The sequence below is a fragment of the Rhodoferax sp. MLSD5-FHT05B10 genome (assembly GCF_058793415.1).
In genome coordinates, this window is the sequence record NZ_JBXAFT010000011.1 from 59,104 (window position 1) to 72,013 (window position 12,910).

Sequence of the window (12,910 nt, forward strand, 5' to 3'; positions counted from 1 at the left end):
ACCTAACGATAATGGCGGCCTGTTCCTCTTTGTAGAGCCTCTCTGCACAGGGCCGGCTTCTGGCGGCTTTGAGCGGCTCGATTGCGATGCATCCAATTCCCGCATTTTTTTCCCGGTTATTGCTTTTGTGGGCGGTGGTGGTCCTGCCTTTTGCATCGACGGCGGCGCCGCTGGACTTGCCGGACCTGGACGCGCTGGTGGATTACCGGCCCAAGATTCCCCTGCGCGTGTACACCAGCGACAACGTGCTCATTGGCGAGTTTGGGCAGGAACGGCGCGACTTTGTGGCCATCCAGGACATTCCGCTGATCCAGAAGCAGGCGCTGCTGGCCATCGAGGATTCCCGCTTTTACGAGCATGGCGGTGTCGATTTCAAGGGTGTGGCGCGCGCAGTCCTTGCCGATCTGACGGGTGGTCTCAGGCAGGGGGCCTCCACCATCACCATGCAGGTGGCGCGCGACTTCTTCCTGACCAAGGAGAAGCTGTTTTCCCGCAAGCTCACGGAGGTGATGCTGGCCTACAAGATCGAGCGCACGCTGACCAAAGACCAGATCCTGGAGCTCTACATGAACCAGATTTACCTGGGCCAGCGGGCGTACGGCTTCGGCAACGCGGCACGGGTGTACTTTGGCAAGCCCCTCAAGGACCTGAGCCTGGCGCAGGCTGCCATGCTGGCGGGCCTGCCGCAGGCACCGTCCACCGTCAATCCGGTGGTCAACCCCAAGCGTGCCCGGCAACGCCAGTTGCTGGTCCTGCAGCGCATGCGCGAGCTGGGCTACATCACCGCGGCGCAACTCAAGCAGGCGCAGCAGGAAGACATCCGGGTGATTGCCGAGGGGCAGTCGTACAGCGGCCATGCGCAATACGTGGCAGAGATGGTGCGTCAGGCCATGTACGCGCAGTTCAAGGAAGAGACCTACACCCGGGGTATCGTCGTCACCACCACGCTGGTGCAGGCCGAGCAGGAGGCCGCCTACGACGCTGTGCGACGCAACGTGCTGGCCTACGACCAGCGCCACGGTTACCGCGGCCCAGAAGCTTACGTGGCACTGCCGCATGCGGGTGCGGAGCGGCAGAAGCTGATTGAAGCCACCCTGCAGAGACACCCGCCCAGCGACCGGCTGGTGGCGGCTGTGGCCATCAGCGTGAGTCCCAAGGCCGTACACGCGGTGCTGGCCAATGGCGATGAAATTGCGCTCGGTGCCGACGGCCTGCGCTGGGCCGCCGCCGCCTTGGCGCCCAAGGCCCCGGCGGCGCTCAAACTCAAGGCGGGTTCGGTGATCCGGGTGGTGCAAGACAGCAAGGGCCGCTGGAGCGTGGCGCAGTTGCCGTCGGTGGGCGCGGCTTTTGTGGCGCTGAACAACCAGACCGGCGCCTACCGCGCCCTGGTGGGTGGCTTTGATTTCAATGCCAGCCAGTTCAACCACGTGACCCAGGCCTGGCGCCAGCCCGGCTCGGCCATGAAGCCCTTCATCTATTCGGCGGCGCTGGAAAAAGGCTATTCACCCGGCACCCTGGTCAACGACGCGCCGCTGACCCTCACTCCCCAGGAAACCGGTGGCCAGCCCTGGACGCCACAGAACGACGACGGCGTGTACGACGGCTCCATCACCCTGCGCACGGCGCTGGCGAAATCCAAGAACGTGGCGGCGGTGCGCCTGTTGCGCGCCATCACCCCGCAGTACGCGCATGATTTCCTGCCGCGCTTTGGCTTTGACGGTGCCAAGCAACCGGTGAACTACACCCTGGCGCTGGGTACCGGTTCGGTCACGCCGCTGCAAATGGCGGGAGCCTACTCGGTGTTTGCCAATGGCGGGTTCCAGGTCACTCCCTACCTGATCCAGAAAGTGGCCGACACCCGCGGCACCGTGCTCTTTGAAGCCAAGCCGGTGGCGGTTGCGCAGGAGAGCGACCGCGTGCTCGATGCCCGCAACGCGTTTGTGACGGGCAGCATGCTGCACGAAGTGACCATCTCGGGCACCGGTGCCAGCGCGTCACAAAAGCTGGCGCGCCAGGACCTGGCCGGCAAGACCGGCACCAGCAGCGATGCCTTTGACGGCTGGTTTGCGGGTTACAGCGGCGCCACCACTGCGGTGGCCTGGATGGGCTACGACGAACCCCAATCCCTGGGGGGCCGCGAGTTTGGTGCCACTCTGGCATTGCCTATCTGGATCGACTTCATGCGCGTGGCCTTGAACGGCAGGCCGCCTTACCAGACCCCGCCGCCTGCCGGTGTGGCGCAGGTGCAGGGCGACTGGATGTACGACGAGTTCGCCAACGCCGGCGCCGTGCGCACGTTGGATCTGGACATCCTGCAGCGGTTCAAGGACTGGCTGAGCCCCTGAGGGCGGGGCCTGCGCCCCGCGGCGGTCAGACTTCGGTGACGAACTGCTCGCGGGGGCGGCGGACCTTCTTCAGATTGACCAGCCAGTCCTTGTCCTCGGCGCGGTAGCCAATGGGCATGATGGCAACGCTGCGCAGGCCGCGGGCGCGCAAGTCCAGGATCGCATCCAGGGCGTTGGCGTCAAAGCCCTCCATGGGCGTGGCATCCACTTCCTCAAAGGCGGCGGCAATCAGGGCGGCGCTCAGGCCGATATAGGCCTGCCGGGCGGCGTGCTGGAAGTTCACTTCCGCACCACGCTTGGGGTAGCTGCCCAGCAGCATCTGGCGGTAGTTTTCCCAGCCTTCGTTCTTGAAGCCGCGCTGGGTGTTGGTCAGGTCAAACATCATGTTGATGCGCTCGACCGTGTAGTCGTCCCAGGCCGCAAACACCAGCAGGTGGGAGCCATCGGTAATCTGGGCCTGGTTCCAGGCGATGGGCCTGATCTTCTCGCGCACCGCGGCGTTGGTGACCACGATGATCTCGAACGGCTGCAGGCCGCTGGACGTCGGGGCCAGGCGTGCGGCCTCCAGGATGCGCTCGACCTTGTCTTGCGGTACCACCTTGGTGGGGTTCATGCCTTTGGTCGCGTAACGCCATTGCAGGGCCTCGATCAGTGGCTCAACAGAGGTGGGTACAGAGGTGTCGCTCATGGGGTATTTCTGAATCGAAAGGGGGGGAGTGGAATGCAGCAAAGTGCTGTCAGGTCGACTGTAGGAGATGCATCGTTGCTTGCATAGACTCAATATGACAAAATATTGTTCCTTTTAGGTCAACAATTACCGCCGGCTCATGCTCAACCCCCAACATCTGGCCACGTTCTCTGCCATCGTGAGCGCCGGCAGCATCAGCAAGGCGGCGCTGCGTCTGGGCTGCGGAAAATCCGTCATTTCCCGGCAGCTGGCCAAGCTGGAGGCCGATCTGGGCGCCCGGCTCATCCAGCGCACCACGCGCAGGCTGACGCTGACCGAGGTTGGGGAGGCGGTGCTGCTGGAGGCCCAGCACATCGACCGTTCGCTGGCCAATGTTGAACAGATCTCTGGCCAGTTCCAGCAAGAAGTCCGGGGCCGGCTGCGCATTGCCTGCCCGCGGCCGCTGGGTCAGCGTTACCTGATTCCCCTGGTGACCGAATTCACCCGGCGCCACCCGCTGGTGGAGATCACGCTGCTGGTGGAAGACCGCCTGACCGACCTGGTGGCCGAGCAGATCGATGTGGCGGTTCGCGTGGCGCACCTGGAGGACTCCACCCTGGTGGCGCGCAAGCTGGCCGACAACCCCCGCGTGCTGGTGGCCGCGCCGTCCTATCTGCAGCGGGCCGGCACTCCGGTAACCCCCGCCGATCTGGCGCAGCACGAGTGCCTGCTCTACATCAGCGGCACGCGGGTGTGGGACGAATGGAGCTTTCAGGACGGCGACACCGTCATCCCGGTTCAGGCTACGGGCCGCATCCGCGCGAACGACGGCATGGCGCTGGTTGCCAGCGCCTGCACCGGCGCCGGCATCACGGTGCTGGACCGCCTGCTGGTCGAGCACGAGCTGGCCAGTGGCGCCCTGGTCGAGCTGCTGCCGCAGTACCGCCTGAATCCGGGGCCGCCAATCTACGCGGTCTACCCGGCACGCCAATGGCTGGCCCTGAACACGGCAACCTTTGTGGCCTTCCTGCAGGAGCGCCTGTTCCAGTAGCGGCACCTAGGGTGCGGGGGGCGTCAGCAAGTCCAGCAGCGTGCGCGCAACCACCTTGGTGGCGCGGCGCAGGTCCTGTAGCTCCAGGCGTTCGTCGGCCTGCTTGGCGTGGGACTCCAGAACCGTGCGCGGGCCGGCGCCGTAGATCACACCGGGAATGCCGGCCTCGGCAAACAGGCGCACATCGGTGTACAGCGGCGTGCCCATGGCGGGTATGGGTTCGCCAAAAACAAGGGCGCCATGCTTCTGGATGGCCGCCACCAGCGGCTGGTTGCCCGGCAGCGGCCGCATGGCGCGCGCCAGCAGAATGCGCCGAACGTCCACGGTGATGCCGGGTATGCGCGCTGCGGCATCGGCAATGACCTGGCGCAGGGTGGCTTCCACCTGCTCGGGTTGCTCTTCGGGAATCATGCGCCGGTCCAGCTTGAAGGTGACGCGCCCCGGGACCACGTTGGTGTTGGTGCCACCGCTGATCAGGCCCACGTTCAGGTAGGGGTGGGTAATGCCCTCCACCTGCGAGCGCACTTGCCGGTACAGCGTGTTCTGCGCATACAGGGCATTGAGAATGTGCACGGCACCCTGCAGCGCGTCCACGCCGGAATCGGGAATGGCGGCGTGGGCCATTTTGCCGTGCACGGTCACCTCCAGCTGCAGGCAGCCGTTGTGCGCCGTGATGACCTGGTAGGAGAAGCCCGCGGCAATGAGCAGGTTGGCGTGGGTGAGCTTGTTCCTGAGCAGCCAGGCCGGCCCCACTTCGCCGCCGAATTCCTCGTCGTAGGTAAAGAGCAGCTCCACGCCGCCGTGCAGCGGCAGCTGCAAGGCCTCCAGTGCCCGCACGGCAAAGGTGTAAGTGGCAAAGTCGCTCTTGCTCACGGCGGCAGCGCGGCCGTAGACCTTGCCGTCCGCGATGTCGCCCGCGTAGGGCTCGTGCGTCCAGCCTTCGCCGGGCGGCACCACATCGCCGTGGGCATTCAGGGCCACGGTGGGGCCGGGGCCATAGGCGCGGCGCACCACCAGGTTGGTAATGCTCTGCAGCCCGGCCGCGTGCACCAGCTCCGCCGGCACCGGGTGGCGTTCGGGTGGCAGGCCCATGGCGGTCAGCAGTTCGGCGGTACGCTCGGCGTGCGGGGCGTTGTTGCCCGGGGGGGTGTCGGTGGGCACCCGGATGAGTTCCTGCAGGAAACGCACCTGTTCGTCAAAGTGCGCGTCGATCCAGGCGTCGAGTTGGGCGTAGGGGGTCATGGGGCAATGGCTTCCAGGAGTGCGGCAAAGGCATCCACCGCCCGCTGCATGTCGTCGCTGGTGGTGGACTCCAGCGGGTTGTGGCTGATGCCGCTGTTTTGCCCGCGCACAAACAGCATGGCTTGCGGCATGACCCGGTGCAGCTGCATGGCGTCGTGGCCGGCGCCGCTGGGCATGCGGTGCACGGGCAGGCCCAGGCACGCCACGGCCGCCTCCCAGCGGGCTTGCCAGGCGGGTGCACTGGGTGCCGCGCTGGCACGCAGGGTCTCGACCAGCGTGTGGTGCACGCCCCGGCGGGCGCAGATGGCGTTCAGTTCGGCCAACACATCGGCGGCCAGGCGGTCGCGCTGTGCGTCGGTCGGGGCGCGCAGGTCCAGGGAGAACTGGCAGCGCCCCGGTACCACGTTGATGGAGCCACCGGGCACGTTGAGCAGGCCGACGGTGCCGACCGAATCGTCGTCGCCACCGGCGCGCCGCTCCACAAACAGCAGCAGCTCGGCCACCGCGGCGGCGGCATCGCGGCGGCTGGCCATGGGCGTGGTGCCGGCGTGGCTGGCCATGCCGATGACCTCGCCCTGGTAGCGCACGCTGGCGTTGATGCTGGTGACCACGCCCAGCGGCAGGTCCAGCGCATGGAGCACCGGGCCCTGTTCGATGTGCACTTCCACAAAGCCCAGGTAGTCGGCCGGGTTGCGCTTCAGTGCGGCAATATTCTGCACCGGCAAGCCGGCGTGTTGCAGGGCCTGGCGCATGGAGATGCCGTCGGCGTCCTGCTGGTCCAGCCAGGCCGGATCGAAGTCGCCCGTCAGCGCAGCGGAACCCAGGAAGGTGGCCTTGAAGCGCTGGCCTTCCTCTTCGGCAAAGGCCACCACCTCCAGCGCCACGGGCAACCGGCGCTGCTGGCGGTGCAGCGCCTGCACCACGGCCAGGGGCACAAAAATGCCCAGGCGGCCGTCGTACTTGCCGCCATTGCGCACGGTGTCGTAGTGGCTTCCGGTGAGTAAAGTTGGAGATGTTTTGATGCCGGAGTGACCGTCTTCATTGCGCATATAGCTATGATTTTCATAGCGACCCACCACATTGCCGACGGCGTCCACCACCACGCTGTCGAAGCCGCAGTCGCGCATGGTTTGCGCAATCTGTGCCGCGCAGGCGCGGTGGGCATCGGTGAGGTAGGTGACGGTGAGCTGGCCCTGCGCGGCATAGGCCGGCTCGCTGTGCCGGGCCAGGGCTTCGTGCCAGTCCCATACCGCGTTGCCCTGGTCGGGGTGCTTGCCCAGCAGGTCGTTCAGGCGCAGCTCGGCAATGCGGTGGATGGCGTGCAGGCATTCCTGGCGCTCGACATCGGCCGGGTTCTGCAGGCGCCGCGCAAAGGTGGCCATGATCTCGGCTTTGCCCAAGCCGGTGCCGCGCGGCCCGCGCACGGCCAGGATGAAGGGGAAGCCGAAGCGGGCGTTGTAGTCGCGGTTGAGCTGCTGCAGGGTTTCGAACTCCTGCGGCGTGCAGCGTGTCAGGCCGGCGGTCTGCTGCTCGTGGGCGGATTCAGCGGTGAGCTGCCCGTCCACCCGGGCCTTGCCGGCCAGCTCGGGGTGGGCGCGGATCAGCGCCAGCTGCGCGGCCTCACCGGCTGCGTTCACTACCTGCACCATGGCGTACTGCAGCTGCGCCGGCGAAGCAAACGGGCGCTGGGCCAGGGCAGTGCGGGGTATCCAGGGCGAGTGCTCGTACAGGCCGGCCAGCAGTGCGGTGGCGTCGTCCAGCGACGCTTGGTTGATCTGGTCCAGTGTCAGTGCCATGGCGTGCTCACTCCTGGTACGGATGAACCGCTTTCCAGTGCCGCGCAATGTCCACGCGCCGGCATACCCAGACCCGGTCATGGCGGGCAAGGTGATCCAAAAAGCGCTGCAGGGCCGTGATGCGCCCGGGGTGGCCCAGCAGGCGGCAGTGCATGCCGATGCTCATCATGGTCGGCTGGTTCAGGCCGTTCGGGTCGCCTTCGGCGTAGAGCACGTCGAAGCTGTCTTTCAGGTACTGGAAGAATGGGTCGGCGTACGAATAGCCCTGGGGCAGGGCAAAGCGCATGTCGTTGCAGTCCAGCGTGTAGGGCACGATGAGCTGCGGTACCACCGTGCCATCGGTCTTTTGCACGCGCATCCAGAAGGGCAGGTCGTCGCCGTAATAGTCGCTGTCGTATTCAAAGCCGCCGTAGTCGGCTACCAGGCGGCGTGTGCGCGGGCTGTCGCGGCCGGTGTACCAGCCCAGCGGGCGTTGTCCGGTGAGCTGGGTGATAGCGTCCATTCCGAGGCGCATGTGTTCGCGCTCCGTGGCCTCGTCCACGTTCTGGTAATGGATCCAGCGCCAGCCGTGGCAGGCGATTTCGTGGCCTTGCTCCACCAGGGCCGCGGCCAGTTCGGGCTGGCGCTGCAGGGCCATGCCCACGCCGAACACGGTGAGCGGCAGGCCGCGGCGTTCGAACTCGCGCAGGATGCGCCACAAACCGGCACGCGAGCCGTATTCGTAGATGCTCTCCATGCTCATGTGGCGATCGGGGTAGCTGGCCGGGTTGGCCATTTCCGAGAGGAACTGTTCGGAGCCGGCATCGCCGTGCAGCACGCAGTTTTCGCCGCCTTCTTCGTAGTTCAGCACAAACTGAACGGCCACCCGCGCACCGCCCGGCCACTGCGCATGGGGCGGGTGCTGGCCGTAACCGGCCAGGTCACGGGGGTAGGGGCCGGTGGTGTCGTAATGTTTCATGCTGTTACGCCGGCGGGTGGGCTGAGGGTGAGGGCTTCTTCCACGTTGCGCAGGTGGCTTTCCATCAGCCGCAGGGCCAGGGCCTCATCGCGGGCCTCCAGGGCGGCTACGATGGCGGCGTGTTCTTCGTGGGAATGCTCGGCGGAACTGCGCGACTGGTACATGAGCGTGATGAGCGCGCAGCGCGAGATCAGGTCGGTGAGCAGGTGGGCCAGCACCGCGTTGCCCATGCGCTGCGCCATGCACACATGGAAATCGCCCAGCAGCGCCGTGCGCCCTGGCACGTCGCCCCGCTGCACGGCGGCGGCTTCCTGCGCCACGTGGTCCTTCAGGGCCTGGATGTCGTCCACCGTCGCGCTGTGGATGAAGGCGCTGGCCATGCCGGCTTCCAGCATGCGACGCACGGCAAACACCTGCCGGGCTTCGTCCACCGACGGGGCAGCCACGAAGGCGCCGCGCGCCGGCTCCATGTGGATGAGCCGGTTCTGCGACAGCTTGAACAGGGCCTGGCGCACCAGCGTGCGCGAGACGCCAAACTGGTCGGCCAGTTTCTGCTCCACCAGCTTGGAGCCCGGTTGCAGGCGGTGCTCCACGATGGAGCGGGTCAGCGCCTCGACGATGGCGTGGGTCGTAGAGTCCATGCGGGGCATGATAGCGGCAATCCTCAAAAGTGTATACACTTTGGAAAACACTTCACGAGGACCGCGCCATGGGCTTGAGCACGCACGTACTGGACACCATGCACGGCACGCCCGCAGCCGACATGCACGTGACGCTGTACACCACACACGGGGAGCAGGCCACGCTGATCGGGCGCTGGGTGCTGAACGCGGATGGCCGCAGCCCCGATGGCCTGCTGGTGGACGACGCCGATCTGCGCGTGGGCACCTACCGGCTGGTGTTCGATGTGGCGGGTTATTTCAGGGCGCGTGGTGTGGCGCTGCCCGAACCCCATTTCCTGAACCTCGTCAGCCTGGACTTCGGCGTGGCCCATGTGGATGAGCACTACCACGTGCCGCTGCTAGTCAGTCCCTGGAGCTACTCCACCTACCGGGGTTCTTGAGCCGCGCCGGGTGGAGTCAGAGTTGGCCTTCGGTCAGCGTATCGAGCTGGAAGCGGCCGCTCTTGTGCCAGAGCCAGGTGTCGGTGTAGGTGACGCGGCCCATGCGGGCCGGTGCCGGGAACGGAGCCGCCTGGCGCACCGAGCGTTCAATTTCGGCAATGACCTCGGGCGCCTGGGTGGGGGCGCGCATCCAGCGAATGGCGGTGACGCCGCCGCGGCCATCAATGTCCACTTGCAGCACGCCAATGGCATACAGCAGCGGGGGCATTTTGCCGGCGTAGATGCGCGTGCTGTTCAAGGCGTACAGGTGGGCCGCTGCGTCGCGGCGGTAATCCAGGGGTGTGCGGGCCTGGGAAACCTTGCCCAGGGTAACCGGGGGAAGCGCAGCCGCTGGCTCTGCCGGCGGCGCGGGTGGCCTGCCGGCGCAGCCGGCAATCAGGGCGGCAATGCTGGCCCACAGGCTGACCTTGTGCAGTTTCGGGCGGGGTGAGGAGGTTGTCATGGCGTGCTTCTGTGCAGGTAGGCGAATGCATACTGTGCCTGAATTCCCGGCTTTTGTGAGAAATGGGCGCGTGAAAAAAGGTATCCGATTGTGATTTTGATGCACCGGTTTTTACACAGTCTGGCGCAGGAAGCGGCGGTGCTCGTCACCGTGCAGGCCACGCGCGGTTCGGTGCCGCGCGAAGTGGGTGCTTGGATGGCCGTATTTGCCGATGCAACCGTGGCCACGGTCGGCGGCGGGCGCCTGGAGCAGGACGCCATTGCCCACGCGCGCCGGGTGCTGGTGCAGGCGGATGGCGCCGAGGCCCGGGTGCGCTATGCACTGGGCCCCAGCCTGGGCCAGTGCTGTGGCGGCGAGGTGGTGTTGCAGTTTGAGCGGGTCACGGCGCAGGACCAGGCCGCCCTGGCGGTGCGGCTGGCGCGCCCGCAGGTGCCGGTGGCCCTGTTTGGCGGCGGCCACGTGGGCCAGGCCCTGGTGCAGGTGCTGGGGAACCTGCCCCTGGCGGTGACCTGGATCGACAGCCGCGATGCGGTCTTTGAAACCGACACCGAGCACGGCAGCCTGCCGGACAACGTGCGCTGCGAGCACTCCCAGCCGGTGCAGGCGGCGGTGGCCGATCTGCCCCCGCAGTCCCGGGTGGTGATCATGAGTTTCAGCCACGCCGAAGACCTGGAGGTGGTGGCAGCCTGCCTGGCGCGCCAGCGCGCGCAGGGCGACCTGCCCTACGTGGGGCTGATCGGCAGCAAGACCAAATGGGCGTCCTTTCGCCAGCGGCTGCAGGCGCGAGGTTTCAGCGCGGCCGAACTGGCCCACGTGACCTGCCCCATCGGCGTGCCCGGCATCGCCGACAAGCAGCCGCCGGTGATCGCCGTGGCCGTCGCCGCCCAGCTGCTGCAGGTGCCCGCGCCGGCGGGAACTGTATAGACTTTGCGCACGCACCAAGGAGAACACGCCGCATGGAAAACTACCTGCTGGACTGGGCCAACCTGTTGTTGCGCTGGGTCCATGTCATCACGGCCATTGCCTGGATCGGCTCCTCGTTCTACTTCGTGTTTCTCGACAGCAGCCTCACGCCGCCGGTCGACGACGACCTGAAACGCCAGGGCGTCAGCGGCGAGCTGTGGGCCGTGCATGGCGGCGGCTTCTACCACCCGGTCAAGTTTGCCGTTGCGCCGCCCCAGCTGCCGGCGCACCTGCACTGGTTCTACTGGGAGAGCTACAGCACCTGGCTGAGCGGGTTTGCGTTGTTCACCGTGCTGTACCTGTGGAATGCGGGAACGTACCTCATCGCCCCCTCGGTCATGGCGTGGACGCCGGCGGCGGCCATCGCCGTGGCGCTGGCGTTCCTGGTGGTGTTCTGGCTGGCCTACGACACCGTCTGCCGCCTGTTCGGCCAGCGCCCGCACGGCGATGCCATCGTGGGCGCACTGGTGGCGCTGCTGGTGGTGTTGGCGGCCTGGTTGGCCTGCCACTGGTTCGCCGGGCGTGCCGCCTTCCTGCTGGTGGGCGCCATGCTGGCCACCAGCATGAGCGCCAATGTGTTCTTCTGGATCATTCCGGGGCAGCGCACCATGGTGGCCGACATTGCTGCCGGCCGGCCGGTGGACCCCATACACGGCAAGCGCGGCAAGCAGCGCAGCGTGCACAACACCTACTTCACGCTGCCGGTGCTCTTTGCCATGCTGAGCAACCACTACAGCTTCACCTACAGCCACCCGCAGAACTGGCTGGTGCTGGTGCTCATGATGGCCGCCGGCGCCGCCATCCGCCAGTTCTTCGTGCTGCGCCACGGCTTCAAACTGGGCCGCAACGCCCACCCCTGGCCCTATGCGCTGGCGGGCGTGGTGGTGATTCTGGGGGCCATCGTGTGGTTGCGTCCAGTGTCGGGTGGGCCATCGGATGCTATGCATTCAGGAGCGATTGACGCAGGAGCAGTGCCGCTTGCAGGCCCGGTGGACTACCAAAAACTGCAACCCGTGCTGGCGCAACGTTGCTACCTGTGCCATGGCGCGCAGGTGCAGATGAAGAATGTGCGGCTGGACTCGGCGCAGGGGGTTGCCACCCACGCCCTGGCCATCTACCAGCAGGCCGTGGTGCTGCGGGCCATGCCTATGAACAACGCCACCGAGATCACGGAGGCTGAGCGCGGTGTGATCCGGCAGTGGTACGAGGGCGGGGCCCGCGTCAACTAGCCGTCGGTCGTGCCCGCTGCCGTGCCGCTCAGCGTTGTGCCGTGGCCAGCTTGAGCGCCAGTCCGACAAAGACCAGGCTGGCGATGCGGTTGAGCCAGCGCTGGGCGCGTAGCGAGCGCTTGAAGGCCATGCCGAAACTGGCGGCGAACACCGCAACGGCGCCAAACGTGAGCAGGGTTGCCAGCATGAAGATGCCGCCCAGCAGCAGAATCTGTCCTACCATGGAGCCCTGGGCCGGGTTGGTGAATTGCGGCAGAAAGGCCAGGAAGAAAATGGCCACCTTGGGGTTGGTGATGTTCATCAGCACACCGCGCCCGTAGGTCTGTGCCGCCGACAGCCGGGGGCTGCTGGCTTCGCTGGTTGCTTCGCCCAGGGCACTGACCGGCGCCCGCCATGCCTGCCAGGCCAGCCACACCAGGTAGCCGGCCCCGCACAGCTTGAGGACGGTGAACGCGGTTGCCGACGCCGCAAACACGGCGGCCAGCCCCAGCGCGACGGCGGTCGTGTGCCCCAGCAAGCCGGTGCACAGACCCAGCACCACCAGCATGCCGGCGCGCCGGCCGTGCACGGCCGAGTGCAGCAGCACAAACACGTTGTCCGGGCCGGGTACCAGGGCCAGCAGCACGGACGCTGCAAAGAAGGCGAGGGCGGTGTCGAAAGTGGGCATGGCGCGTACCGGTGCTGTGGGGGAGTGGAAAACTATAAACCACATTGGCATCCAGCCCCCGCAGACAGTGCGCAGAAAGCTCTTGTTTTGATAGCAAACGCCACGTGTGGGTGGGGCCATGGCGGCTGGCTGCCGCCGCCAGAAGATGGTTGTCGTCAGAATAGGGGCTTCCCCACCGCGACACGGCCCCACCATGACTGCTCCCCACCCCGGCACCCACCCCCGCGCGTTTCTGGAACACCTGTATTGGGCAGCGGTGCGCCGCGCCCTGCCGGCGCACACCCTGGCGGCCTACCTGCCTGCGCCACCCGCGCAGCCGGGTGCCCGCACGCTGGTGCTGGGGGCGGGCAAGGCCGCCGGAGCCATGGTGCAGGCGCTGGAAGCGGCCTGGCCGGCGGACGCGCCGCTGCAGGGCCTGGTGGTCACC

Annotated in this window: 13 protein-coding genes; 6 read left to right on the forward strand and 7 right to left on the reverse strand. The window is 66.8% G+C overall.

Annotation, left to right across the window (positions count from 1 at the left end):
* Positions 1–86: 86 nt before the first annotated feature.
* Positions 87–2,345, forward strand: coding sequence for a penicillin-binding protein 1A (locus AC1Q5W_RS15140; RefSeq protein WP_492645271.1), 2,259 nt, complete (start codon positions 87–89; stop codon positions 2,343–2,345).
* A gap of 25 nt (positions 2,346–2,370) precedes the next feature.
* Here the strand turns inward: AC1Q5W_RS15140 and AC1Q5W_RS15145 are convergent, their stop codons facing one another.
* Positions 2,371–3,033, reverse strand: a complete 663-nt coding sequence (locus AC1Q5W_RS15145) for an NAD(P)H-dependent oxidoreductase (RefSeq protein ID WP_492645272.1) — start codon at positions 3,031–3,033, stop codon at positions 2,371–2,373.
* A gap of 139 nt (positions 3,034–3,172) precedes the next feature.
* Here AC1Q5W_RS15145 and AC1Q5W_RS15150 point away from each other — a divergent pair, with 139 nt between their 5' ends.
* Complete coding sequence (locus AC1Q5W_RS15150) at positions 3,173–4,063, forward strand: LysR family transcriptional regulator (RefSeq protein ID WP_492645273.1); 891 nt, start codon at positions 3,173–3,175, stop codon at positions 4,061–4,063.
* Between the two features lie 6 nt (positions 4,064–4,069).
* Here AC1Q5W_RS15150 and AC1Q5W_RS15155 read toward each other — a convergent pair whose 3' ends face one another.
* From AC1Q5W_RS15155 to AC1Q5W_RS15170, 4 genes are read right to left on the reverse strand one after another with little or no spacing between them, the layout of a single operon-like run.
* Positions 4,070–5,305 carry a M20 family metallopeptidase gene (locus AC1Q5W_RS15155; protein WP_492645274.1) on the reverse strand — a complete coding sequence of 412 codons (1,236 nt, stop codon included), beginning with the start codon at positions 5,303–5,305 and terminating at the stop codon, positions 4,070–4,072.
* Positions 5,302–7,101 carry a 2-oxo-4-hydroxy-4-carboxy-5-ureidoimidazoline decarboxylase gene (gene uraD, locus AC1Q5W_RS15160; RefSeq protein ID WP_492645275.1) on the reverse strand — a complete coding sequence of 600 codons (1,800 nt, stop codon included), beginning with the start codon at positions 7,099–7,101 and terminating at the stop codon, positions 5,302–5,304. Before uraD ends, AC1Q5W_RS15155 begins: the two co-directional genes overlap by 4 nt.
* Positions 7,102–7,108: 7 nt before the next feature.
* The gene (gene puuE, locus AC1Q5W_RS15165; protein ID WP_492645276.1) at positions 7,109–8,059 is read right to left on the reverse strand and encodes an allantoinase PuuE; all 951 of its coding nucleotides are present in this window, start codon (positions 8,057–8,059) and stop codon (positions 7,109–7,111) included.
* Positions 8,056–8,709 carry a GntR family transcriptional regulator gene (locus AC1Q5W_RS15170; RefSeq protein WP_492645277.1) on the reverse strand — a complete coding sequence of 218 codons (654 nt, stop codon included), beginning with the start codon at positions 8,707–8,709 and terminating at the stop codon, positions 8,056–8,058. The genes puuE and AC1Q5W_RS15170 overlap by 4 nt, the downstream gene beginning before the upstream one ends.
* Before the next feature lie 59 nt (positions 8,710–8,768).
* Here AC1Q5W_RS15170 and uraH point away from each other — a divergent pair, with 59 nt between their 5' ends.
* A complete protein-coding gene (gene uraH, locus AC1Q5W_RS15175) occupies positions 8,769–9,122 on the forward strand; it encodes a hydroxyisourate hydrolase (protein WP_492645278.1) in 354 nt (117 codons plus the stop codon).
* Between the two features lie 16 nt (positions 9,123–9,138).
* Here the strand turns inward: uraH and AC1Q5W_RS15180 are convergent, their stop codons facing one another.
* A complete protein-coding gene (locus AC1Q5W_RS15180; RefSeq protein ID WP_492645279.1) occupies positions 9,139–9,624 on the reverse strand; it encodes a hypothetical protein in 486 nt (161 codons plus the stop codon).
* Positions 9,625–9,723: 99 nt separating this feature from the next.
* Between AC1Q5W_RS15180 and xdhC the strand changes: the two genes are divergently transcribed.
* Both xdhC and AC1Q5W_RS15190 read left to right on the forward strand, forming a co-directional pair.
* Positions 9,724–10,548: a xanthine dehydrogenase accessory protein XdhC gene (xdhC, locus tag AC1Q5W_RS15185; protein WP_492645280.1), complete on the forward strand. Its 825-nt coding sequence runs from the start codon at positions 9,724–9,726 to the stop codon at positions 10,546–10,548.
* A gap of 32 nt (positions 10,549–10,580) precedes the next feature.
* Positions 10,581–11,816: a urate hydroxylase PuuD gene (locus AC1Q5W_RS15190; RefSeq protein ID WP_492645281.1), complete on the forward strand. Its 1,236-nt coding sequence runs from the start codon at positions 10,581–10,583 to the stop codon at positions 11,814–11,816.
* Between the two features lie 28 nt (positions 11,817–11,844).
* Here AC1Q5W_RS15190 and AC1Q5W_RS15195 read toward each other — a convergent pair whose 3' ends face one another.
* Complete coding sequence (locus AC1Q5W_RS15195; RefSeq protein WP_492645282.1) at positions 11,845–12,483, reverse strand: LysE family translocator; 639 nt, start codon at positions 12,481–12,483, stop codon at positions 11,845–11,847.
* A 193-nt stretch (positions 12,484–12,676) separates the two neighbouring features.
* Here AC1Q5W_RS15195 and AC1Q5W_RS15200 point away from each other — a divergent pair.
* On the forward strand, positions 12,677–12,910 hold a 234-nt coding region (locus AC1Q5W_RS15200), incomplete at its 3' end, for a DUF4147 domain-containing protein (protein ID WP_492704237.1).